The organism is Microbispora sp. H11081, from assembly GCF_012999535.1.
Lineage (GTDB): Bacteria > Actinomycetota > Actinomycetes > Streptosporangiales > Streptosporangiaceae > Microbispora.
In genome coordinates this window covers 179,395-201,625 of sequence record NZ_JABBWV010000010.1, presented here as the reverse complement: position 1 = coordinate 201,625, position 22,231 = coordinate 179,395, and the positions used below count along the sequence as shown (strand labels likewise).

Genomic DNA, 22,231 nt, shown 5'->3' with positions numbered 1-22,231 from the left:
GTGGGGGGCGCCGTGATCCTGACCGTGCTCTGCGGAGCCGTACTCGGCCTCGGGCTCTTCCTGCTGCTGCGGGCGCTGTTCCCGCCCCGCCCCGGCCTGACCGCCCGGCTCGCCGCGCTCGACCAGGCCCGCGACGGCGAGGGCGTGCCCCGGGCGCCGCTGATCGCGCCCGAGGAGGACGTCAGCGAGTTCCGCCGCATGCTGGGCCTGCGGCTCGCCAGGTTCTACGCGGCCCGCGGATGGGAGGCGCGATCGGTCAAGGCCGACCTGGCGCTTCTCGGCAAGTCCTTCGAGGGGTTCCTCGCGACCAAGCTGCTGCTCGGCGTCTCCGGCCTGCTGGCGTTCCCGCTCCTCGTCGGCTGGCTCGCGCTGATGGGGTGGGGCGTCTCGGTGCAGGTGCCGCTCTGGTCGGCCCTCGTCGTCTGTGTGATCTTCTTCCTGCTGCCTGACGTGCAGATCCGGCGGGACGCCGCCGTACGCCGCCGGGACTTCCGGCACGCGGTGGGCGCCTTCCTCGACCTCGTGTCGATGAACCTCGCGGGCGGCAGGGGAGTGCCGGAGGCACTGATGATGGCGGTCGCCGTGGGCAGCCCCGTCACCACCCCCGGCGCGCTGAACGGCAGCGCCGTCAACGGGGCCGCCGGCAACGGCGCCGGGCCGGCCCCCGGTTCCAACTGGGCGATGGAGCGCATCCGCGAGGCGCTGGCCAACGCCAGGATCGTCGGTATCACCCCCTGGCAGGCCCTCGGCCAGCTCGGCGACGAGATCAACGTCGACGAACTGCGGGACCTGTCGGCAGCGCTCGGGCTCGTCGCCGACGACGGCGCCAAGGTCCGCGCGTCTCTCACCGCCCGCGCCGCCACCCTGCGCCGCCGCGAACTCGCGGAGGTCGAAGGCAAGGCGGGCGAGCGGTCCCAGTCGATGCTCGTCGCCCAGCTCCTGCTGTGCGCGGGTTTCGTGATCTTCCTTAGTTTTCCCGCAGCCATGAAGATGTTGGGGGCCTGATGCTCTGGTTCCACTATCTGATCGCCGTGCTCCACGTGCGGCTGGACCGCGCCAGGAACGCCCCGTCCAGGGGCGCCTCGGCGGTCGAATGGGTGATCATTACCGCGATCATCGCCGGAGTCGCTCTCGGCCTGGCCACGCTGATCAGGCAACTGGTCGAGCAGAAGCAGTCCGACATCCAGAACAGCTTCAGCGGCGGTGGCGGCGGGGGCGGTGGCGGCGGGGGCGCGGAGTGACCCCGAGGGGCACGGCGACCCGGGTCTGGCGACCATGCCGGGAGTGACGAACGCGCGCGCCGCGGCCCCCGCGCGTCGCGTGGATGGCGGGGCGCCCGCCGTACGGGCCGCGGCCACCGTGCACGGTCCGCGGGGCGTGGTCACCGCGGGCACGGCCCGCATGCCGTACGGATCCTGCCCCCGGCGGGCCGAGACGAGCGGACGAGACGTGGCCCCCGCGCGGGATGTGGAGAGCGAGCGAAGCGGGCAGGCCACGGGACGCCGGAGGGGCGAGCGGGGCGCCACGGTGATCGAACTCGCCATGCTCATGCCGGTCGTGCTCGCCGTCGTGCTGCTGGTCGTCCAGGTCACGCTCTGGTTCCACGGCCGCCAGGTGGCCGACGCCGCGGCCCGTGAGGGCGCCCGCATCGCCCGCGCGGGCGGCTCGGACGGCTGGCAGGACGCGGCCGAGAGCAAGGCACGGCAGATCGTGCAGGCGATCGGGCCGCAGTTGCTGAAGGACGCCCAGGCCACGGCGTGGGAGCAGGGCGACCAGCGCGGCGTGGAGATCACCGGCAGCGCCGTCCAGGTGGTGCCGCTGCTGCCCCAGATGACCTTTACGATCACCTCGCGCTTCGGCGGGCCCATCGAGTGCTTCCGTCCCGACGACGGCTCGGACGGCTGCGAATGACCCGGACCTCACCGGAATCGGCCCCGCCGGGCGAGCACGCCGTGCCGGGACCGCGCGGCGTGCGCCACGCCGTACGGGCCGGCCGGGGTACGCGCGCCGGGGAACGCGGGTCGATGACGGCGGAGACGGTCATGCTGGCCCCGCTCTTCCTGTTGTTCCTGATGTTCCTCGTCGGCGCGGGCCGGATCGTGGAGGCCCAGGGGGAGGTCAACGGAGCCGCGCGGGACGCCGCGAGGGCGGCCTCGGTGCAGCGCACCGAGTCGGAGGCCGAGTCGGCCGCGAAGGAGGCCGCCGAGGCCGCCCTCTCCGGCGACTGCTCGCCGCAGGTCAGCATGTCCGGCAGCGAATGGAAGACGGGTGGCTTCGTGCGGGCGACCGTGAGCTGTGAGCTCGACCTCGACTTCCTCGGCTTCGGCGGGAGCAAGGAGATGTCGGGCGCCTCGGTCGTGCCGCTCGAACGGTTTCGGAGGGTGCAGTGACCCCGCCGCCGCGTACGCGCCGCACCCGCGCCAGGAACGAGTCACGCCCGAGGCCCGGAGAGCGGGGCTCCATGTCGGTGTTCGTGGTTCTCTTCTCGGGGGTGGTGTTCCTGCTGGCCGGGCTGCTGGTCGACGGCGGGGCCGCCATGAACGCCCGGCTGAAGGCGGCGGACATCGCCGAGCAGGCCGCCCGCGCCGCCGCCGACCAGATCGACGTCGAGACCCTGCGGGACACCGGTCAGGTGCGGTTGCTCGCCGACGAGAGCGCGGTGTGCGGCCCTGCGGAGGAGATCACGGCCAGTCAGGAGACCGACGGCGTACGCATGACCGAGTGCACCGTGGGCGGCGGCCAGGCTGACGTCACCGTGGCGGTGTCGGTCCACTGGAACGCCTTCTTCCTCGCCGCGCTGGGTTTCGCCGGCTCGGACATGGAAGCGGAGGCCACGGCCGCTCCTGATCCTGGAGAGGCATGACAGGGACGAGGCCGCCTGGGGGGCGGCGGGAGGAGTTCCTCCGCGAGACCACGCGGGGGACGGGGCGTGAGCCGCAGCGGGGCCAGGGGCGCGAAGCGCGACGCGGCGCGCCCAAGCCTGGTGCGCCCCAGCCCGGCGCGATCCAGCCCGGCGCGACCCAGTCCGGCCCGACCCAGTCCGGCGCGGCGCAGCGGGATTCCGGCATCGGGGCCATGGCGGGCGGCACGCCGGGCCGGGGCCCTCGCCCTCGCGCGGAGGGCCTGCCGTCCGTGCTCGGCCCGCAGCGGGCGCCGGACCACTGGCACGACCAGCGGCCCGTACGGCTGCGGGCCCGGCGTACGGCTGGGGACCTCCTCGCCGGCCTCGGGGCCCTGGTCGCGCTGGTGGGCCTGGTCGGCGGTGTGCCGTACGCGCTGCTCCGGCTGGCAGGTCCGCCGATCAGCGGCGACCTGCTGAACGCGGACGTCTTCACCAGCCAGGTCGGTCCGGACACGATCATCGCGATCATGATCCTTCTGGTGTGGCTGGCCTGGCTGCAGCTGTTCCTGTGCGTGGTCGTCGAGGTCTACGCCGGGCTGCGGCGGGTCGGCATGCCGGCCAGGGTGCCGCTGTCGGGTGGCACCCAGGCACTCGCGAACCGCCTGGTCTCCGCCGTGCTGCTGCTGTTCACCGCGACCGCCGTGGCGCTGCCCATCGCCCGCGCGGGCGTCCCGGCCCCGATCAAGGCGCAGGTCGCGGCGCTGTCGGCGCCGGTGCCGCAAACCGAGGCGGAGCGCCCTGCCCTGCAGGCCAGGGAGGTCAAGAAGGTCTACGTGGTCCAGCCTCCGCATGGACGCCACCACGAGAGCCTGTGGGAGATCGCGGAGAAGTGCCTGGGTGACGGGCGTCGCTATCCGGAGATCTACCGGCTCAACCAGCACAAGGAACAGCCCGACGGCAGCCGGCTGCACATGGCCGACCTCATCCGTCCCGGCTGGGTGCTCGACATGCCGGACGACGCCAGGAACGTCCACGTCGTGCCCGTCGACGACGACCGGCCGGAGATCCTGAAGGACCACCGCCGCGCGCCCGCCGAACTCGACGGCGACACCCGGTACGCCGGGGGAGCGGCGTCCGGCGGCGACGTCACGAGCGACCGGCGCGCCACAGAAGACCGGCGCGCCACAGAAGACCGGCGTGGGACGCCGGACCCGCGTCCCACCACCGGCTCGCACACCGGTTCACCCCCCGGTTCGAACACGGGGCGTACGGCGGAGGGCGAGGCCGACACCACCCGGCCCGACCAGGGCCGGGACGACTCCACCGCCCGGCCGGGCGAGGCCGGACGGCAGGGGGACACGAGCCACGAGCGGGGCGGGGCGACCCCCGAGCCGAGCAAGCCGGGGATCGTGCTGCCGCCGCCCGCGATGCCCCAGGACACCCCGTCGGAGCACACCGGCAGGGCCGGGGACACGGCGACGCCGCGGCCGGTCGGCACGACCACCGCCCAGCCCGCCGGGGTGCCGGAGACGCCCCCCGCGGCCCACGGGCGGCCCACGGCTGCCGGAGAGGAGCCCGGGGAGCGGCAGGGCGGGCCGGTCCTCGCCGACTACCTGGCGGCGTCGTCGCTGGCGGCGGCCGGGTTGCTGGCCCTGATCGGCCGCAGGAGGCGCGAGCAACTGTGGCGCCGTGCCTTCGGATGGCGCATCGCCCGGCCGCGCGGGGACGCGGCCGAGGCCGAGGTGGCGATCCGGCTGGGCGCCGACGCCCCGGGCAGCCGGATGCTCGACATCGGCCTGCGCCTGCTCGGCCGCCTGCTGGCCGACGCCGGCCGGCGCCCTCCGACGATCTACGCCGTCCACCTGTCCAACCGCGGGCTCGACCTGTGGATCCACCCGGCGGACCGGGACGCTCCCGAGCCGTGGGAGTCCTGCGACGACGGGCAGGTGTGGCGTCTTCCGGCCCACGAGGGACGCCGCATCGACGAGCACGTGCTGGCCGGGGTGCCCGCGCCCTATCCCGGGCTGGTCTCGCTCGGCACCGGCCAGAACGGGCGGGTCCTGGTCGACCTGGAGGCCGCGCACGGGGTGATCGCGATCACCGGTACGCACACCGTCGCCGCGCTGTCGGCGCTCGCCGTCGAACTGGCGACCAACCGGTGGTCCGACCAGATGCGCGTGACCCTCGTCGGCTTCGGCGAGGAGCTGACCCTCATCGCGCCCGAGCGGATCAGGACTGCGGGCAGCCTGGCCGAGGTGCTGCCGGAGTTCGAGGAGCACGCCCGGTTCGACGGCGACGTGCTGACCGGCCGCGTGCACAGCCGGGTGGCCGACTCCGCCTACACCCCGCACTATCTCCTGTCGGCCATCCGGCCCGACGAGGACGAGGCGCGCCGCCTCGCGCTGCTCGGCAAGGGCAGGCGCACCGCAGGCGGCTTCGTGATCGCGGGAGAGGTGCCGCACGCCACCTGGACGTGGGAGGTCACCGACGACGGCAGGGCCCGGGTCGACGCCCTGGGCCTGGACATCGAGGCGCACCTGCTGCCGCGGCGGCACTACGACGCCGTGGTCGCCCTGTTCCACACGACCGGTCAGCAGGAGGGCGAGCCGCTCGCCCCGCTCACCGAGCGGTTGAGCGAGGAGCCGCCCTCCATCGAGGTGCGGATCCTCGGCCCGATCGAGATCAGCCCGGTGAACCCGCTCGAAGAGGGCCGGGCGGCCCTCGCCCATGAACTCGTCGTCTACCTCGCCACCCACCCGGAGGGGGTCCACCCGGCGGTGCTGGCCGGCGTGCTGTGGCCGCGCGGCGTGCAACTCGCCGTGCGTGACGCCACGATCGCGCGGGTCGCCGAGTGGCTCGGGCGCGACTCCGAGGGCCGTCCCCACCTGTTCCTCGACCGGTCCGGGCGGGTGCGGCTCGGGCCGGAGATCCGTACGGACTGGCGGCTCTTCCGTGACCTCGTACGGCAGGCCGGCGAATGGGCCGAAACCACCACAGAGACCACCGGGGGTGCCGCGCCGGGCGCGGCCACGCTCGGCGCCGGCGACGTGGAGGCCGGCCTGCTGGAGCGCGCGCTGAAGCTGGTGCGCGGCCCGTTGCTGAACGGCAGGCCGCCCGACCGGTACGCCTGGCTGGCCGCCGACCCCCTGGAGTACGACGTGACGGCCTGGGTGGCGGACGCCGCCCACGCGCTGTGCGAGATCCGGCTGGCCCGCCACGACCCGCACGGCGCGGTGGCGGCGGCCAGGGCCGGGCTGCTGCTCGCGGCGGACGACGAGGGGTTGTGGCGCGACCTGCTCAGGGCGGCGCACGCCACGGGGGAGCCCGTCCGGCTGCGGGCGGTCGTCGACGGCCTGCTGCGCCGTGCGGCCTCGCACCCGTACGGCGGCGGGATGGCGCCGGAGACTGAGGCGCTCATCGACGAGTTGCTGCCCGACTGGCGCCGCACCGTCTCCCCGGACCTCCGAACCTCACGCCTCGCCTGATCGGAGCCCCAATTGCCAGGGACGCCAGGGACGTCGCCCTCCGAGCCATGCCGATCGGCGCATAGCGCTGGTTCGTCTCCCGCGCCGCCGCCTAGGGTGGCAGCGGCGGGGGATCGCGTACTGCGGAGGGCCCCCTTGCCGCGTCCAGGACTCGCCACGGCGGTGGCCGCGCCGGTCGTCACGGCGTGCCTGCTGCTCGTCTCGGCGTGCGCGCCGTCGGACGCCGAGCGCGGCTTCACCCCCGGCGGCGGTGTCGAGCCGGCCGCGGCGACGGCGGCCGGGACGCCCGCGGGACAGCCGGGGACGGAGGCCATCACGGCGGCGCCCGGGCTGACCGTCGAGATCGAGTGGCCGGCCGAGCCCGACCCGGTGCGGTCGGCCGCGATCAAGGCGTTCGCCCGCGACTTCACGGCCCAGTGGCGGGCCGTGGGCACCTCAGGCGGCGACCGCTCGTACGTGAAGGGCATCGACGCCGAGTCGTCCGCCTACCGGGACGCCCTCGCCTGGGTGCGCGACTTCCTCGACGACAGGCGGTCGGCCCGGGGGGTGGCCAGGCTCTACGCGCTGCGCGTGCCCTCGACGATGGGACGCGGAGCGGAGGTGTACGGCTGCGTCGATCTGACCGGCCTGCGGCTGACCGACGAGCAGGGCGTCCCGGTGGCCCGCCAGCCGGCCTGGCTGAAACGCCCGCGCGCGGTCTATCTGCAGACCGCCGGCCTGGGGCGCGGCGACGACGGCGTCTGGCGGATCCGGCTCTACCGCCACGCGGAATATCCGGACGAGCTCGCGAAGGAGTGCGTGCGATGAGCGGCAGAACGGCGATCGCGGTGACGTCCCTGCTGGCGTGCGGCATGCTCGCGGTGGGCGGGCCCGCCGCCGCCGATCCGCACGGCGAGGCGTTCCAGCAGGGCAACACCGCCGGGGTCAAGCTGACCAACTCCAAGATCGGCCTTTCGGGCAACGGGCTCGGCGGCAAGAGCGACGGCTACCGGATGCCCCGCCCCTGCTGGTACGAGCCGAACTCGTCGGCCGACGACATGCGCAACCTCCAGGCGCAGCAGAAGAAGCAGGCGGCGGACGCGGGGCTGGACTACGACGTGGACCTGAACAAGTTCGGCGACAAGGTCGGCGAGGAGGGCCAGTGGTGGGGCGTCGCCTACGACGCGAGCAACCCGGCGGGACCCTCGTGCGCCGCCGGGCTCGAACCGCTCGTCTGGGTGCCCGAGGGCACCACTCCCGCCGGAGGCATCACGCTGGAACAGCTGATGCAGATCGCCAGGGCCGCGCTGACCGTGCCGGAGCCGAAGATCAAGCTGAGCCCGGACGCCAAGAGCTACGTCAACCTGGGGACCTGGGTGTGGCTGGACGGGGCGGAGGCGGAGCCCCGGTCGGTCACCGCGACGCTGCCGGGGGTTATGTCCGCCACCGTCACGGCGACACCGGACCACCTTGAGATCAAGCCGGGCACCGGCGCCGACCGCGCGGAGGTGTACGACAAGGGGTGCGGCGCCACCGGCAAGCCGTACACGAAGGGAGCGGACAAGGACGGCGAGGGCAAACCCGAGTGCGGCGTCGTCTACCTGCGCTCCTCCGTCGACCAGCCCGGCAAGATCTACACGCTGACCGTGACGAGCGTCTGGAACGTCGTGGGCAACGGCACCCAGGGCGGCCAGGCCGTCCCGTTCGCGTACGACCCGATCCAGGTCTCGGCCACCAGGGACGTGCCCGTCGGCGAGGTCCAGAGCATCGTCAAGAACTGACCCGCCCCGGCGGGACTCGTGGGCGTACGACCCGCGGCTCCGTGTAGGGAGATCGGCGGAACGCAGGTCGTCCCGGAGAAGGACGACCTGCGCGGATGTCCCTGCCTAATCTCCCTGCCGATCCCGTCCGATGGCGGCGGGACGGACACGAGGAGTTGTCATGTCGGTGCTTTCTGACGCACGTGCCTTCCGCCGGACGGCGGCCGGGCTCTGCCTGGTCGCCGCCCCGCTCGTCTACATCGCGGGGGTGGTCGCGGACCCGGCGCTGCGACAGGGCGGGGACACCGTCGGCGTCTACGGCCGCTATCCGGAGCAGGTGTCGGTCAGCGCCTCGCTCCTGCACTGGAGCTGGGTCCTGCTGGTGCCGGGGATCATCGGCATGATCCACCTGATCCGGCACAAGGGAGTTCTCTTCGGGCACATCGCGGGCGGCCTGGCGCTGCTCGGAGTCGTCAACTTCTCCGGGCTGATGCTCGGCGACTTCTTCTACTCCCGGTTGGAGCGGGCCCTGCCGCCCGAGCAGGGGGCCCGGATCGGGGACGAGGCGTTCGCCGACCCCGGGGCGACGTTCGGGTTCCAGGTGCCCGGTTTCGTCGGCCTGCTCGGCCTGTTCCTGCTCGGGCTCGCGCTGGCCTACTCCCGGCGTACGCCGTGGTGGGCGCCGTTCGCGATGCTCGCCGGCATCCTGGGGGCGCCGGTCTACCCGGTGGGCACGATCGTCGGCGGGCTGCTCTACCTGGCCGGCGCCGGGGCGATCGGGCTCAGGATGCTGCGCATGACCGACGACGAGTGGGCGGGCGACACCCCCGCGAGGCCCGTCGTGGGGGCACAAGCCACGCAGCGGGCGTGAGGCGCTCAGCGGGTGAGGCGCTCAACAGGCGTGAGGCGCTCAGCAGGGGAGTGGGAAGACGGCCAGCACGCGGTAGCCCCCTGATGGAGTGGGCCCGGCGGACAGTTCGCCCCCGTGCAGCGCGGTCCGCTCCCGCATGCCGATGAGCCCGTGCCCGCCTGTGCCCGCCGAGTGAGCGCGTACCCCGTCGTTGACGACGGTCACGCGCAACTCGCCGGGCGCGTACCGGAGGACGACGTCGACCGTCGTGGCGTGCGCGTGCTTCAGCACGTTCGTCAGGGATTCCTGGATCACCCGGTAGGCGGACAGGCTCAGCCCTGCCGGCAGGGGCCGGGGGGCGCCCGTGACACGCAGGCGCACCTCCGGACCGGCCTGCGCCACCTGCGAGATCAGCTCGTCGAGCCGGTCGAGCCCGGCCTGCGGGGAGGGCGCCCCGGCCCCCGCCCCCGCCCCGGCCCCTGTCTCGGTCTCGGTCTCGGTCTGGCGGAGCATGCCGAGCATCAGCCCGAGCTCCCCGACCGCCTCGCGGCCGGCCTGCTCCACCGCGAGCAGCAGGTCGCGCTCGCGGGCGCGGTCGTCCCCGAGCAGCCTGCGCACCCCGCCCGCGTGCAACGTCATGAGGCTCACGTTGTGGGAGACGACGTCGTGGAGTTCCCGGGCGATGCGGGACCGCTCCTGCGCGACCGCCCACCGCGCCCGCTCCTCACGCTCGGCCTCCAGCCGGGCCGTCTGCTCGGCCAGCCGTCTGGTCTGGTCGATCTGCCGCCGCAGCAGGATGCCGCTGCCGTACGCGACGCCGACGAAGATCGCGCCGATGAGGACCTCGGCGGCGTCGTTGCTCTGCAGCGTCTGCAGGTGCGCGTAGGCGAGCAGCACGCATCCGAGCCCCGCGAGCCCGCGCCGGCTGCGGGGTTCGGCCGCGCCGGCCACGGTGTGGACGAGGATCAGGGTGGAGTAGAAGTGCCAGGCCGCGTAGTACCCGTGACCGGCGGCCACCTGCACGGCCCACCCGATGGCCGTCAGCAGGAGGAGCGCGGTCGCGGGGAACAGGGACCGCAGCAGCACCACCAGCCCTGCGGCGACCGCGCCCGCCGCGAACGGGTAAGGATCGCCGATCTGCCACGGTTCGGAGCCCTGCCGGCCGAACGACTCCACCAGCCCGGCGACCGTCACGGCGAGGGAGAGCAGGACGTCGAGCCGGGAGGGCCGCCAGCCGCCGGCGAATCGCCTCAGCACGGTTCGGCCCGCTCTCCCGGCCGTACGACCCCCGTCTCGTAGGCGAACACCACGGCCTGGATGCGGTCGCGCAGGCGGAGTTTGTGCAGGACGCGGGCGACGTGCGTCTTGACGGTCGCCTCGCCGATGCCCAGGCCACGGGCGATCTCGGGATTGGACAGGCCTTGCGCGACCATCCGCAGGACCTGGAGTTCGCGCTCGCTGAGCGAACCGAGCTCGGCCGGCGCGGCGAGGTCGGGCAGGCTCGCGAAGTCGTCGATCACCTGGGGGGCCACCGTGGGGTCGATCAGCGCGGCGCCCGCCGCCGCGGCGCGCACCGCCTCCAGCAGGTGCTCCGGGGGCGAGGTCTTGAGCAGGAAGCCGTTCACCCGGGCCCGCAGCGCGGCCTTCAGGTTGTCGCCGGTGTTGAAGGTGGTCAGCATGATGATCCTGGGCGGCTGAGGATCGCCGAGAAGCAGCTTGGCCGCGCCGATTCCGTCCAGCCGGGGCATCGCGATGTCCAGCAGCAGCACGTCGGGCCGCAGCCGCCGGGTCACCTCCACGGCCTCGAAGCCGTCGGCCGCCTCACCGGCGACCTCGATGCCCGGCTCGGACTCCGCGACGAGCCGCAGCCCGGCCCTGATCATCGCCTGGTCGTCGGCGATCACCAGCCTGATGGTCACCCGAGGCTCCCGTCGTCGATGGCACCGGCGGCAGCGTAACCCGGCCGTTCGCGGGCGGGCGTCCCTCCATCGACGTGACCTCGCGGGCCGTGCGGTCCCCCATGTGACGGATCGGCCGTCCTCCCGCCGGAGGACTCGGCCGTCGCCGGCGGCCCGGCGATCGGGTCAGGCGCGGGACTCGTGGGCGAGCAGCCACTCCTTGACCGGCGAGCCGTAGTAGTAGCCGCCGTAACCGCCGGTCGAGGGCAGCACGCGGTGGCACGGCACGAACGGCGCGATCAGGTTCTGCGCGCAGGCCGACCCCGCGGCCCGCGCGGCCGTCCTCGGCAGCCCGGCCCGCTCCGCGAGTCGCGCGTACGACACGGTGGTGCCGGCGGGCACGGCGCGCAGCGCCTCGTACAGCCGCTGCCTGGTCGGGGTGCCCGGCTGCTCGGCCGGGACCCGGTCAAGCGCGTCGACCTTCCCGTCGAGGTAGTCCCGTACGGCCTCGGCCGCGTCGCCGAGATCGCCCTCCCGCATCGGGAGCGCCCGCAGGGACGGCGAGAGCCGGGCGAACATCTCGCCGGGGTCGGCGGTGAAGCCGGCGGCGACGAGCACGCCGTCACGGGCGAGGAGGGCGAGGGGACCCACGGGCGTGGGCAGGGTCTGCGTGACGATCACGATTCGTCGCGTCCTTCCGAGGTGTCGGATGCGTGTTTCCACAGGTGAAGCGCGGCGTACGCGCGCCAGGGCCGCCACCGCTCGGTCTCGCCGGGGACGACGCCGAGCCGTTCCATGGTCCTGCGCAGCACGAGGTCGCCCTCGGGCCACGCGTCCGGGTCGCGCAGCGCGCGCAGGGCGATGTAACCGGCCGTCCACGGGCCGATGCCGGGGATCTCCAGCAGCCCCGCGACGGTGTCGGCGGGGTCGCGGGCGCCGTCGAGGTCGATCCCGCCGGAGGCGACGGCCTCGGCCAGCGCCCTGATCGTGGCGACTCTGCGGGTGGTGAGCCCGAGCCCGTCCAGGTCGGCGGTGGCGAGCAGGTCGGCGGTGGGGAACAGCGTCGGCACCTCGCCGGACGCCGCCTCCTCGTCCGGGTTCGCGCCGGGGAGGCCGGGAACGCCGGACAGGCCGGGGACGGCGGGCAGGCCGGCCCTGGCGACGATGCGGCCGAGCAGGGTGCGGGCCCCGGCGACCGAGATCTGCTGACCGACGACCGCACGGACCGCCAGTTCGAACCCGTCGTACGCTCCCGGCACCCGCAGCCCGGGACGGGCTGCCACCAGCGGCGCGAGCGACGTCGCACCGAGTGCCTCCCGCACCGCCCCGGGGTCGGCGTCGAGGTCGAGCAGACGACGGCAGCGCGCCACCAGCCGGGAGAGCCGGTGCGTCCCGGTGGTCCGCACGGTGAGCCGGATGTGGCCGGCCGCGGGCCGCAGCGTGATCGAGCCGCCGGGGACGGCGCGCGTGTAGGCCGTCACGTCGTCCCCCGACCGGCGGACCGCCTCCACCGAGGGGATCGCCCGGGCGGCGAGGAAACGCAGCATCGCCCGCGCGTCGTACGGCTCGCGGTGCCCGAGTCGCAGGGTGAGGCCGGTCGTGACGGCGGCGGGACCGTGCGCCCCCCGCATCGGTCCGCCGGCCCTGCGCAGGTCGCCGGGGGCGAAGCCGTACGACTCCCGCATGGCCGCGTTGAACTGCCGCACGCTGCCGAACCCGGCGGCGAACGCGACGTCGGTGATCGGAAGGGTGGTCTCGGTGAGCAGTTGCTTGGCGAGCAGCAGCCGCCGGGTGCGGGCGACGGCGAGCGGTCCTGTGCCGAGTTCGGCCGCGAACAGGCGGTGCAGGTGCCGCTCGGTCACGTGCAGCCTGCGGGCCAGCCCGGCGATGCCGGAGTCGTCCGCAACCCCGTCGTCGATCAGCCGCAGCGCGCGTCCGACCAGGTCGGCCCGGACGTCCCAGCCGGGGTCGCCAGGGCTGAGCTCGGGTCGGCAGCGGCGGCACGGCCGGAACCCGGCGGCCTCGGCCGCGGCGGCGTGGCGGTAGAAGCGCACGTTGGACCGGGCGGGAGTGCGGGCGGGGCAGATCGGGCGGCAGTAGATGCCGGTGGTGGTGACAGCCGTGTAGAAGCGCCCGTCGAAACGGGAGTCCCGTGCGGACACGGCGAGATAGCACGCGTCGAAGTCGAGCTGTCGTGTGGTCACGCACACGACGTTATGCGCTGGCCACCGGCACGGGCTGGCGGAAATCGGACGCCGCCGTCACGGCGGGCCCGGGGAGCGCCGCGCGGGACCGGCCACTGAGCCGGGAACGGTCCCGCGCGGGACTCGACACCGACGTCACTTGCTGGAAATGCCGACTCCGAGATCGAACTCCCGGTAGACCCGGGCCCAGAAGCCGTCACGCAGCCACACGCGGGCCTCAGGGTAGGGCCGGAGCGAATGGCCGAGCTCTTTCTCGGCCTCGATGAGCAACTCGGTGTCGATCACCGTGGGCAGCAGCGGGCCCGGCAGCAGGTCGCGGATGTTGTCCCGGCCGCGGGTCAGTATCCACTTCTGCGCCACGTGCTCGCCGACCTCCTCCACGCGAGGCCGTCCAGGGCCCAGCTTGGCGACCTGCCCGGCGGGCGTCTTCGGCGGCATCGGCTTGACCGTACGGCCCGCGAAGACCTGGGCGGGCGACGGCGTGGGCGGGACGGGAACGGGCACCGGGGCGCGGGTGAAGAAAGGACGCAGGAAGTCGGCGCTCAGGATCTCCACAGTGTCCGACTCCCAGACGAGCCGCTCGGCCTGGTTGGTGCCGAAAGGCGGCTCCACCCCCCACAGATGGACGCGCACGCCGTACGCCTGCGCGGCCTCCACGGCGGGCACCATGTCCTCGTCCCCGGCGATCAAAACGGTGTCGCTCACAGCGTGGTGCCGGGCGAGGGCCTCAAGGTCACTGCGGATCTGCGCGTCCACGCCCTTCTGCTGGCCACGGGCGTTGAGGTTGCCCAATCGCACCTTGACCCAGGGCAACTGGGCGATCACACGCTGGTCCACGGTGGGCACACGGTCACGGGCGGCGTCGTACCAGTAGACCCGCAGCAGCTCACCCTGGATGCGATCGACCGCGTGTTTCTGCAGCGCCTGGATCAGCTCATCCGCCGCGACGCGGTACTCCTTACGCTCCTTGGCCGCTAAGAGAACTTCACCGGCGGCCGCGTAAAGGTAACCAACGTCCACTAGAACGGCATACTTGGCCGAAATGCCATGTGCGCTGAAGTCCGGGATGGCCATGGTGTCCTCCTGGACTCGTCACTAGATGATCGGCTGACTATATTCCCCCGCTTTCTAGATAGTCCCAACTCTTGAGCCAGTTGACACCCTGTTCCGTCGATGTAATCCGACCGTGGTCGTCGCGGATGACGGGCCAGACGGCGTCAGCCGCCCGGGAAGAAGGCACGCCGCCAGGCCCCCGGTCCGTGCCGGAGCCCGGGACGCAGCCGATGCGCCGGGTTCCCCCAGTGCGCCGCGGCCGGCGGCGGCGTGGGCCGGCCGCCGGGCGCCGCCGCCCTGGCGGCCAGCGCGGCGACCAGGGCGGCGGTCTCCTCGGGGGTGGCCTCCCCCCGCACGATGCTGAGATAAGGATCCCGGTCGCTCACAGCGGGATGTTCCCGTGCTTCTTCGGGGGCAGCGCGGCCCGCTTGTTGCGGAGTGCGCGCAGCGCGCGGACGACCTGGACCCGGGTGTCGGAGGGCCGGATGACCGCGTCGACGTAGCCGCGTTCCGCCGCGAGATACGGATTGGCCAGCGTGTCCTCGTACTCGCCGACGAAACGGGCCCGCGCGGCGTCCGGGTCGTCCGCGGCGGCCAGTTCGCGCCGGTAGAGGATGTTGACCGCGCCCTGCGCGCCCATCACGGCGATCTGGGCGGTGGGCCAGGCGAGGTTGACGTCCGCGCCGAGGTGCTTGGACCCCATGACGTCGTACGCCCCGCCGTACGCCTTGCGGGTGATGACCGTGACCAGCGGCACGGTCGCCTCCGCGTAGGCGTAGAGCAGCTTGGCGCCGCGCCTGATGATGCCGTTCCACTCCTGGCCGGTGCCCGGCAGGAAGCCCGGCACGTCGACGAAGGTCAGCACCGGGATGTTGAAGGCGTCGCAGGTGCGGACGAACCGGGCGGCCTTCTCGCTGGCGTCGATGTCGAGCGTGCCGGCGAACCGCATCGGCTGGTTCGCGACGACGCCCACCGAACGCCCCTCGACCCGGCCGAATCCGACCACGATGTTCGGCGCGAAGCCCGCGTGGACCTCGAGGAACTCGCCGTCGTCGAGGACGTGCCCGATGACCGTGTGCATGTCGTACGGCTGGTTGGCCGAGTCGGGGATCAGCGTGTCGAGCTCGCGGTCCGCGTCGGTCGTCTCCAGGTCCGCCTCGGTGTCGAAGGCCGGCGGGTCGTCCATGTTGTTGGACGGCAGGTACGACAGCAGCGCCCTGGCGAAGTCGAGGCAGTCCTGCTCGTCGGACGCCTCGTAGTGGGCGACGCCGCTCTTCGAGTTGTGCGTGTGCGCGCCGCCCAGTTCCTCGAACGTCACCTCCTCGCCGGTCACGGTCTTGATGACGTCCGGCCCGGTGATGAACATGTGCGACTTCTCCTGCACCATCAGGACGAAGTCGGTCAGCGCGGGGGAGTACACGGCGCCGCCCGCGCACGGGCCCATGATCAGCGAGATCTGCGGGATCACTCCGGAGGCGTGCACGTTGCGCTTGAAGATCTCCGCGTACAGGCCGAGGGAGACCACGCCCTCCTGGATGCGCGCCCCGCCCGAGTCGTTGATGCCGATCACCGGGCAGCCGGTCTTGAGCGCGTGGTCCATGACCTTCACGATCTTCTCGCCGAAGACCTCGCCGAGAGACCCGCCGAACACGGTGAAGTCCTGCGCGAACACCGCGACAGGCCGGCCGTCCACCGTGCCGTACCCGGTCACGACCCCGTCGCCGTACGGGCGTTCGCGGTCGAGGCCGAAGGCGGTCGCCCGGTGCCTGGCCAGCTCGTCGAACTCCACGAAGGAGCCCTCGTCGAGGAAGGCCGCCAGGCGCTCGCGGGCCGTCATCTTCCCCTTGGCGTGCTGCTTGTCCACCGCCCGCTGGGAGCCGGCGTGGGCCGCCTCACGCTGGCGGCGCTCCAGGTCGGCGATCTTTCCCGCGGTGGTGTGGATGTCGATCCCGGGGGCGCTTTCCGCGCTCATCGCCCGCTCACCGTTCCTCGCATGCCCAGCGGCCCTCGGGTCCCGGACGCCGCTCCTGGTCGCGTCGAATCCATGGCGGACAGGGTAACCAGCCCGGCGTCGCGTGGTCGCGCCGGGTCACGCCACCGCGACGCCTCATGGGCCGTACCAGGAACGGGGTTGACGTCCCGTTCGTTCGGATCCACGACGGCTTGGGGACGAACGGGGGATCCATGGCGGACGCCGTACGCACACAGGGGTTGTACAAGCGCTTCGGGCAGCAGGTGGCGGTCGGCGGGGTCGACCTGGTGGTGCCGAGAGGCAGCTTCGCCGGCCTTGTCGGCCCCAACGGCGCCGGCAAGACGACGACCCTGAGCATGATCACCGGGCTGCTGCGCCCGGACGGCGGGCGGATCGAGATCGACGGCCACGACGTGTGGGCCGACCCCATCAGCGTCAAGGCCCACATCGGGGTGCTGCCCGAGGGCCTGCGGCTGTTCGAACGGCTGTCCGGCCGCGAACTGCTGACGTACGGCGGTCAGCTCCGCGGCATCCCCCTGGACGAGGTCGGCCGGCGCGCCGACGAGCTGCTCAAGGTCATGGACCTGGCCGAGGCGCAGGACAAGCTGGTGGTCGACTACTCCACCGGCATGCGCAAGAAGATCGGCCTCGCGGCGGCGCTGCTGCACAATCCGCGCGTGCTGTTCCTCGACGAGCCGTTCGAGGGGGTCGACCCCGTCTCCGCCAACACGCTGGTCGAGGTGCTGCGCAGGTTCACCGCGTCCGGCTCCACCGTCGTGTTCTCCAGCCACGTGATGGACCTGGTCGAGCGGCTGTGCGACTGGGTGTCGGTGATGAACAGGGGTCTCGTCGTCGCCCAGGGCCCGCTCGACGACGTACGGCGGGGCCGCACGCTCAACGAGGCGTTCCTCGACCTCGTCGGCGTACGCGGCAACGGTGAAGAGGGACTGTCGTGGCTCGGCTCCGGGAGCACCCCGTGACGACGGCCCGGCTGTTCGTCCGGCTCAAGCTCAGCCTGATCCGCGGGGGACTGCGCGGCGACGCGGGCAGGCAGGCCGGTTTCGTCATCTCGCTGGTCGCCGCGTTCCTCGCCGCCGTCGCGGGCTTCGCGCTGCTGTCCCTCGCCCGGCTCGCGCCGTCCGGCATCGCCCTCGACCTGGTGTCGGTGGCGTTCGCGGTGTTCGCCGCCGGCTGGGTCGTCGTGCCGCTCATGGCCTTCGGGCTGGACGAGACGCTCGACCCGGCCAGGCTCGCGCTGTTCCCGCTGACCACCCGGCAACTCGCCACCGGCATGTTCGCGGCGTCGGCCGCGGGGCCGTGGCCGCTCGCCTCGCTTGCCGCGCTGTGCGGAGGCGTGGTCGCGCTCGCCCACGGACCGGGCGGAGTGCTGATCGGGGTGCCCGCGGTGCTCCTTCTCTTCGCCTTCTGCCTCACGGCCTCCCGCCTCGTGACCACCGCGTTGTCCGGCGTGCTGCGCACCCGCAGGGGACGTGACCTGCTCGCGGTGGTCGCGATCCTCGGCCTGCTGCTCGTCCAGGTGCCGAACCTGCTGCTGAACCGCGGCCTGTCCGGCGATCCCGTGCGCGTCCTGGCGTCGGCGGGGGACTTCCTGCGCTGGACGCCGCCGGGGATGGCCGCGCACGCGATCGCCGACGGAGGGTTCGCAGGTCTCGCCGAGCTGGTCGTCGTCGCGGCGTCGGTCGTCGTTCTCGCCCGGCTGTGGATCGCGGCGCTGCGGTACGCGCTGGTGCGGCCCGACTCCTCCACCGGGGGTGGCGGCTCCGTCCGCCGTTCAAAGACGAGCCGGTTCCTGCCCGGCGGCATGCTCGGCGCGGTCGTCGCCAAGGAGCTGAAGTACGCGAGACGCGAACCGCGGGCCCGGGTGAACTGGCTCAGCGCGGTCTTCGTGAGCGCCGTCTTCATGTTCTCCCTCAGGGGTCCCGGCGGCGGTAACGGGTCATGGGCCGCGATCGGCCCGGCGTGCCTGGCGGCCGTGGTGATGGGGCTGCAGGCGGCCAACCTCTTCGGCATCGACGGCAGGTCGCTGTGGATGAACGTCGTGGCCGTCGCGACCCCGCGCGGCCTGCGTACCGACCTGGCCGGGCGGCACCTGGCCATGGCGGTCGTCGCCGTGCCGCTGCTGGCGCTGGCGTCGGTGGCCGCCGCCCTCGTGGCGGGGAACGCCGCGTGGGCGCCCGCCGCCGCGCTCACGGCGTGGGGCGTGCTCGGCGTGGCGATGGGGGTCGGCTCCATTACCAGCGTGCTCGTGCCGTACACCTATCCCGAGCGGATGAACGCCTTCTCCGGAGCCGCCCCCGGGCAGGGCGGGCAGGCGTTCGCCTCCTCCACCGCCACGATGCTGGTGACCGGTGTGCTCGCGCTGCCGATCGCGCTGCCCGTCATGCTCGGCTTCACCTGGTGGGCCGTGCTCGCCGTGCCGTACGGCGCGGTGGCCGCCTGGGCGGGCCGCCGGCTCGCCGCCGGCATCGGCTTCGCCCGCCTCCCCGAACTCCTCACCGCCGTCTCCCGCCCCACCTAACCCCCCCTAACCCCCGCGGTGATCTTGTAATTAGTCGCAGGCGCCCATGTTGACCTGCGCATATCCACTACGTGATCTTGCAATTTGTCGCACGCACTCACGCTGGCCTGGGTGTAGGCATCTCGTGATCTTGCAGAAATGCGCCCGTTGCCGCCACTGCCTGCGCGAAGCGGTGTCGTGATCTTGCAAATGCAAGATCGAGGACGCGTACGTTGCTGGCCAGGCGCGGATAGGGCGGCAGAATGCAAGATCGTGAAGTACGCACGCGCAGGTCGGGCCTATGGTGTGCGACAAACTGCAAGATCACGACGGGTCTAGGTGCAGGTCGGCGCTGCGGCTGCGACAAACTGCAAGATCACGGTGGGGGGGTGGGTAACGGGGGGGTTGCGAAGTTCTTGCGGTGTTGCGGGGGATCTGGTCCGCCCTTATAACCATTTGGACCGTTCTTATGGGGAGATTCGATATGCGCGAACGTGGCCTGACGGGCCGTGCGATCTGGGCGCCGCTGGTCGCGGCGGTGCTGAGCGGCCTGGTCATCGGGGCGCTGGCCCGTCTTCTGATGCGCGGGATCGTAGTCGCCATCGACGGACGGGTCGAAATCTCCACGGCGGGCACCGCCATCATCCTCGTCGCCTTCGGCGTGTTCGCCCTGCCCGCCGCGGTCACCGCGACCGCGCGTCCGTTGATCAAGCATGCTGGCCGGTGGCTGACCGTCCTGGTGACAGGGCTGCTGTCGGCCAGGACGGGGGTCGGTGACGCCAAGACCATCCTGCTGGCCGACGACGACCAGTTGACGACGATCTCCATGCTGATCTTCGCGTTCGGCGCGATCGTGGTGGCGCACGGCCGGCTCACCCAATACCTCACCTGCCGCCTGCGGGCGCTTCCCGAGGCCGCCGGGACCCCGGACGCGCAGCTGGCCTGACCTGCGCGGTTCAGTGGTCTAGTCCAATTGGTGAGACCGCTCTCGGGTCACCGAGCGCGATTCGCTAGCCTTCGAAGCATGGCCGCCATCGCTCCTGAACGACACGACGCCGTAGCGGAGATGCCGGACGAACTCCGCGCTGACGTGCGCCTATTGGGTGGACTCCTGGGTCAGGTGATCGCCGAACACGGTGGTCCCGATCTCCTCGCCGACGTGGAACGGCTCCGGAAGGCGGTGATCGCGGCCCGGCGCCGGGAGACCACGGCCGACGAGGTCGCGGCCATGGTGGCCGAGTGGCCCGTCGAACGCGCCGTCCAGATCGCCCGGGCCTTCACCTGCTACTTCCACCTCGCCAACCTCGCCGAGGAGCACTACAGGATCCGCACCCTGCGGCAGCGTGACAAGGACGACGTGCCGCTGCGCGAGTCCCTCGCCGAGGCCGTGCAGGGGCTGCGCGGGGACGACCGCCTGCAGGGACTGATCGACGGGCTGGAGTTCCGGCCCGTGCTGACCGCCCACCCCACGGAGGCGCGGCGGCGGGCGATCGTCACCGCCATCCAGCGGATCAGCGCCCAGCTCGACGCCTACAACGCCCCCGGGCGGGGCGCGGCGGAGCGGGAGGAGGCCCACCGGCGGCTGCTTGAGGAGATCGACATACTCTGGCGGGCGAACCAGCTCCGCCACACGAAGCTCGACCCGCTGGACGAGGTCCGTACGGCGATGGCGGCCTTCGACGAGACGCTGTTCCGCACGGTGCCGCAGATCTACCGGTCGCTCGACGCGGCGCTCGGCCCGGGGACCGGTACGCGGGAGCCGCAGGCGAAGGCCTACATCCGTTACGGCAGCTGGATCGGCGGCGACCGCGACGGCAACCCCAACGTCACCGCCAGGGTGACCAGGGAGGCCATGCAGATCCAGGCCGAGCACGTGCTGATCGCGCTGGAGAACGCGACCACCAGGATCGGCAGGTCGCTCACCCTGGCCGAGGTCTTCACCCCGCCGTCCGCCGAGCTGCGGGCCGTGCTCGGGCAGGCCGAGCACGACCACCCCGACCTGGTGTCGGAGATGGCCACCCGGTCGCCGCGGGAGCCGCACCGCCAGTGGCTGATGTTCGTGGCGGCCAGGATCGCCGCGACCCGCCGCCGCGACCTCGACCTCGCCTACCGCGCGCCGTCGGAGCTGCTGACCGACCTGCGGCTCGCGCAGGACTCGCTGCGCGGCGCGGGCGCCGTACGGCAGGCGTTCGGCGAGTTGCAGCACCTGATCTGGCAGGTCGAGACGTTCGGTTTCCACCTCGCCGAACTGGAGGTGCGCCAGCATTCCGCGGTCCACGCGGCGGCGTTGGAGGAGATCGCCTCCGGCACGTTGTCGGAGCGCACCGAGGAGGTCCTGGCCACGATCCGGGTGATCGCCTGGATCCAGGAGCGCTTCGGCGTGACGGCATGCTCCCGCTACGTCGTCTCGTTCACCCGCTCCGCCGAGGACATCGCGGCGGTGTACGAGCTGGCGAGGCACGCGCTGGGCGACCGCGCGCCGGTGCTCGATGTGGTCCCCCTGTTCGAGTCGGGCGAGGACCTGGACAACTCCTGCGCGGTGCTCGAAGGCATGACCAAGCTGGAGCCGGTACGCCGGCGGCTCGCCGCGAACGGGCGGCGCATGGAGGTCATGCTCGGCTACTCCGACTCCGCCAAGGAGCTCGGTCCCGCCGCGGCGACCCTGCGCCTGTACGACGCGCAGGCCGCGCTGACGGCCTGGGCGGCGGCCAACGACATCACGCTCACGCTCTTCCACGGCCGCGGCGGCGCGCTGGGGCGGGGCGGCGGCCCGGCCAACCGCGCCGTGCTCGCCCAGGCCCCCGGTTCTGTCTCGGGCCGCTTCAAGGTCACCGAGCAGGGCGAGGTCATCTTCGCGAGGTACGGCCACTCGGCGATCGCCAAGCGGCACATCGAGCAGGTCACCAACGCCGTGCTGCTCGCGTCCACCTCGGCGGTGGAGTCGAGCGCGGCCGCCGCGGCGGCGAAGTTCCGCCGTCTGGCCGACACCGTGGCGGCGGCCTCCGAGCGCGCCTACCGGGCGCTGACCGAGGCCAAGGGCTTCCCCGAGTGGTTCGCGCTGGTGAGCCCGCTGGAGGAGATCGGCTCGCTGCGGCTCGGCTCCCGGCCCGCGCGGCGGGGTCTCGGCGCGCCCCGGTCGCTGGACGACCTGCGGGCCATCCCCTGGGTGTTCGCGTGGGCCCAGACGCGGGTCAACCTCCCCGGCTGGTACGGCCTGGGCAGCGGTCTGGCCGCCGTGGTCACCGACGGCGGCATGGCCGAACTGCGCGCGGCCTACCAGGAGTGGCCGTTGTTCGCCGCGATGCTGGACAACGCCGAGATGTCGCTGGCCAAGACCGACAAGTCCATCGCGTCCCGCTATCTGGCCCTGGGCGGCCGGGCCGACTTCGCCGAGCAGGTCCTGGAGGAGTACGACCTGACGAGGCGGCTGGTGCTCGAGGTGACCGGCCACGCCCGGCTGCTGGAGAACCGGCGGGTCCTGTCGCGGGCCGTGCAGTTGCGCGACCCGTACGTGGACGCGCTCAGCCACCTGCAGTTGCGGGCGCTGGCGGCGCTGCGGGCGGCCGATGACCTTTCCGAGAAGGAGCGCGAGCGCCTGTCGACGCTGCTGCTGCTGAGCGTGAACGGCGTGGCGGCGGGCCTGCAGAACACCGGCTGACGGCGGGACCGG

General features: G+C 72.9%; 20 protein-coding genes. 13 read left to right on the top strand and 7 right to left on the bottom strand.

All coding sequences use genetic code 11. The features are described 5' to 3' along the window. Nucleotides 1-12: 12 nt before the first annotated feature. The 9 genes from HHX31_RS24045 (at nucleotide 13) to HHX31_RS24005 (ending at nucleotide 8,937) form a co-directional block, all read left to right on the top strand. On the top strand, nucleotides 13-1,005 hold the full coding sequence (locus HHX31_RS24045) for a type II secretion system protein (protein ID WP_169950597.1): 993 nt from the start codon (nucleotides 13-15) through the stop codon (nucleotides 1,003-1,005). Next, nucleotides 1,005-1,241 (top strand): hypothetical protein, encoded by a 237-nt coding sequence (locus HHX31_RS24040; protein WP_169950596.1) that lies wholly within the window; start codon nucleotides 1,005-1,007, stop codon nucleotides 1,239-1,241. The genes HHX31_RS24045 and HHX31_RS24040 overlap by 1 nt, the downstream gene beginning before the upstream one ends. Nucleotides 1,242-1,284: 43 nt before the next feature. Then, nucleotides 1,285-1,911: a TadE/TadG family type IV pilus assembly protein gene (locus tag HHX31_RS24035; RefSeq protein ID WP_311932206.1), complete on the top strand. Its 627-nt coding sequence runs from the start codon at nucleotides 1,285-1,287 to the stop codon at nucleotides 1,909-1,911. Further along, a complete protein-coding gene (locus HHX31_RS24030; RefSeq protein ID WP_169950595.1) occupies nucleotides 1,908-2,390 on the top strand; it encodes a TadE/TadG family type IV pilus assembly protein in 483 nt (160 codons plus the stop codon). The genes HHX31_RS24035 and HHX31_RS24030 overlap by 4 nt, the downstream gene beginning before the upstream one ends. 71 nt (nucleotides 2,391-2,461) lie before the next feature. Further along, entirely contained in the window at nucleotides 2,462-2,863 is a 402-nt protein-coding gene (locus tag HHX31_RS24025; RefSeq protein ID WP_169950594.1) for a pilus assembly protein TadG-related protein, read from the top strand. After that, entirely contained in the window at nucleotides 2,860-6,327 is a 3,468-nt protein-coding gene (locus HHX31_RS24020) for a hypothetical protein (protein ID WP_249346352.1), read from the top strand. Before HHX31_RS24025 ends, HHX31_RS24020 begins: the two co-directional genes overlap by 4 nt. A 135-nt stretch (nucleotides 6,328-6,462) precedes the next feature. Beyond that, a complete protein-coding gene (locus HHX31_RS24015; RefSeq protein WP_169950593.1) occupies nucleotides 6,463-7,134 on the top strand; it encodes a hypothetical protein in 672 nt (223 codons plus the stop codon). Further along, the gene (locus HHX31_RS24010) at nucleotides 7,131-8,087 is read left to right on the top strand and encodes a hypothetical protein (RefSeq protein ID WP_169950592.1); all 957 of its coding nucleotides are present in this window, start codon (nucleotides 7,131-7,133) and stop codon (nucleotides 8,085-8,087) included. Before HHX31_RS24015 ends, HHX31_RS24010 begins: the two co-directional genes overlap by 4 nt. Nucleotides 8,088-8,247: 160 nt before the next feature. Further along, nucleotides 8,248-8,937 carry a hypothetical protein gene (locus HHX31_RS24005; protein WP_169950591.1) on the top strand — a complete coding sequence of 230 codons (690 nt, stop codon included), beginning with the start codon at nucleotides 8,248-8,250 and terminating at the stop codon, nucleotides 8,935-8,937. Nucleotides 8,938-8,976: 39 nt separating this feature from the next. Here the strand turns inward: HHX31_RS24005 and HHX31_RS24000 are convergent, their stop codons facing one another. From HHX31_RS24000 to HHX31_RS23970, 7 genes are all read right to left on the bottom strand, one after another. Next, nucleotides 8,977-10,173 carry a histidine kinase gene (locus HHX31_RS24000; protein WP_169950590.1) on the bottom strand — a complete coding sequence of 399 codons (1,197 nt, stop codon included), beginning with the start codon at nucleotides 10,171-10,173 and terminating at the stop codon, nucleotides 8,977-8,979. Further along, the gene (locus HHX31_RS23995) at nucleotides 10,167-10,835 is read right to left on the bottom strand and encodes a response regulator transcription factor (protein WP_169950589.1); all 669 of its coding nucleotides are present in this window, start codon (nucleotides 10,833-10,835) and stop codon (nucleotides 10,167-10,169) included. The genes HHX31_RS24000 and HHX31_RS23995 overlap by 7 nt, the downstream gene beginning before the upstream one ends. Before the next feature lie 165 nt (nucleotides 10,836-11,000). Further along, on the bottom strand, nucleotides 11,001-11,495 hold the full coding sequence (locus tag HHX31_RS23990; RefSeq protein ID WP_169950588.1) for a methylated-DNA--[protein]-cysteine S-methyltransferase: 495 nt from the start codon (nucleotides 11,493-11,495) through the stop codon (nucleotides 11,001-11,003). Further along, the gene (locus tag HHX31_RS23985; protein ID WP_169950587.1) at nucleotides 11,492-13,018 is read right to left on the bottom strand and encodes an Ada metal-binding domain-containing protein; all 1,527 of its coding nucleotides are present in this window, start codon (nucleotides 13,016-13,018) and stop codon (nucleotides 11,492-11,494) included. The genes HHX31_RS23990 and HHX31_RS23985 overlap by 4 nt, the downstream gene beginning before the upstream one ends. A gap of 135 nt (nucleotides 13,019-13,153) precedes the next feature. Further along, the gene (locus HHX31_RS23980) at nucleotides 13,154-14,038 is read right to left on the bottom strand and encodes an NYN domain-containing protein (protein WP_311932205.1); all 885 of its coding nucleotides are present in this window, start codon (nucleotides 14,036-14,038) and stop codon (nucleotides 13,154-13,156) included. 197 nt (nucleotides 14,039-14,235) lie between these two features. After that, a complete protein-coding gene (locus tag HHX31_RS23975) occupies nucleotides 14,236-14,457 on the bottom strand; it encodes an acyl-CoA carboxylase subunit epsilon (RefSeq protein ID WP_169950585.1) in 222 nt (73 codons plus the stop codon). Continuing rightward, a complete protein-coding gene (locus HHX31_RS23970; RefSeq protein WP_169950584.1) occupies nucleotides 14,454-16,043 on the bottom strand; it encodes an acyl-CoA carboxylase subunit beta in 1,590 nt (529 codons plus the stop codon). Before HHX31_RS23970 ends, HHX31_RS23975 begins: the two co-directional genes overlap by 4 nt. Nucleotides 16,044-16,255: 212 nt before the next feature. Here HHX31_RS23970 and HHX31_RS23965 point away from each other — a divergent pair, with 212 nt between their 5' ends. The 4 genes from HHX31_RS23965 to HHX31_RS23950 all read left to right on the top strand — a co-directional run bounded on the left by HHX31_RS23965 (nucleotide 16,256) and on the right by HHX31_RS23950 (nucleotide 22,219). Then, nucleotides 16,256-17,023, top strand: a complete 768-nt coding sequence (locus tag HHX31_RS23965) for an ABC transporter ATP-binding protein (RefSeq protein ID WP_169950583.1) — start codon at nucleotides 16,256-16,258, stop codon at nucleotides 17,021-17,023. After that, the gene (locus HHX31_RS23960; protein WP_169950582.1) at nucleotides 17,020-18,582 is read left to right on the top strand and encodes a hypothetical protein; all 1,563 of its coding nucleotides are present in this window, start codon (nucleotides 17,020-17,022) and stop codon (nucleotides 18,580-18,582) included. Before HHX31_RS23965 ends, HHX31_RS23960 begins: the two co-directional genes overlap by 4 nt. Before the next feature lie 463 nt (nucleotides 18,583-19,045). Next, nucleotides 19,046-19,507 carry a hypothetical protein gene (locus tag HHX31_RS23955; RefSeq protein ID WP_169950581.1) on the top strand — a complete coding sequence of 154 codons (462 nt, stop codon included), beginning with the start codon at nucleotides 19,046-19,048 and terminating at the stop codon, nucleotides 19,505-19,507. Nucleotides 19,508-19,585: 78 nt separating this feature from the next. After that, nucleotides 19,586-22,219, top strand: coding sequence for a phosphoenolpyruvate carboxylase (locus tag HHX31_RS23950; protein WP_169950580.1), 2,634 nt, complete (start codon nucleotides 19,586-19,588; stop codon nucleotides 22,217-22,219). Nucleotides 22,220-22,231: the final 12 nt, after the last annotated feature.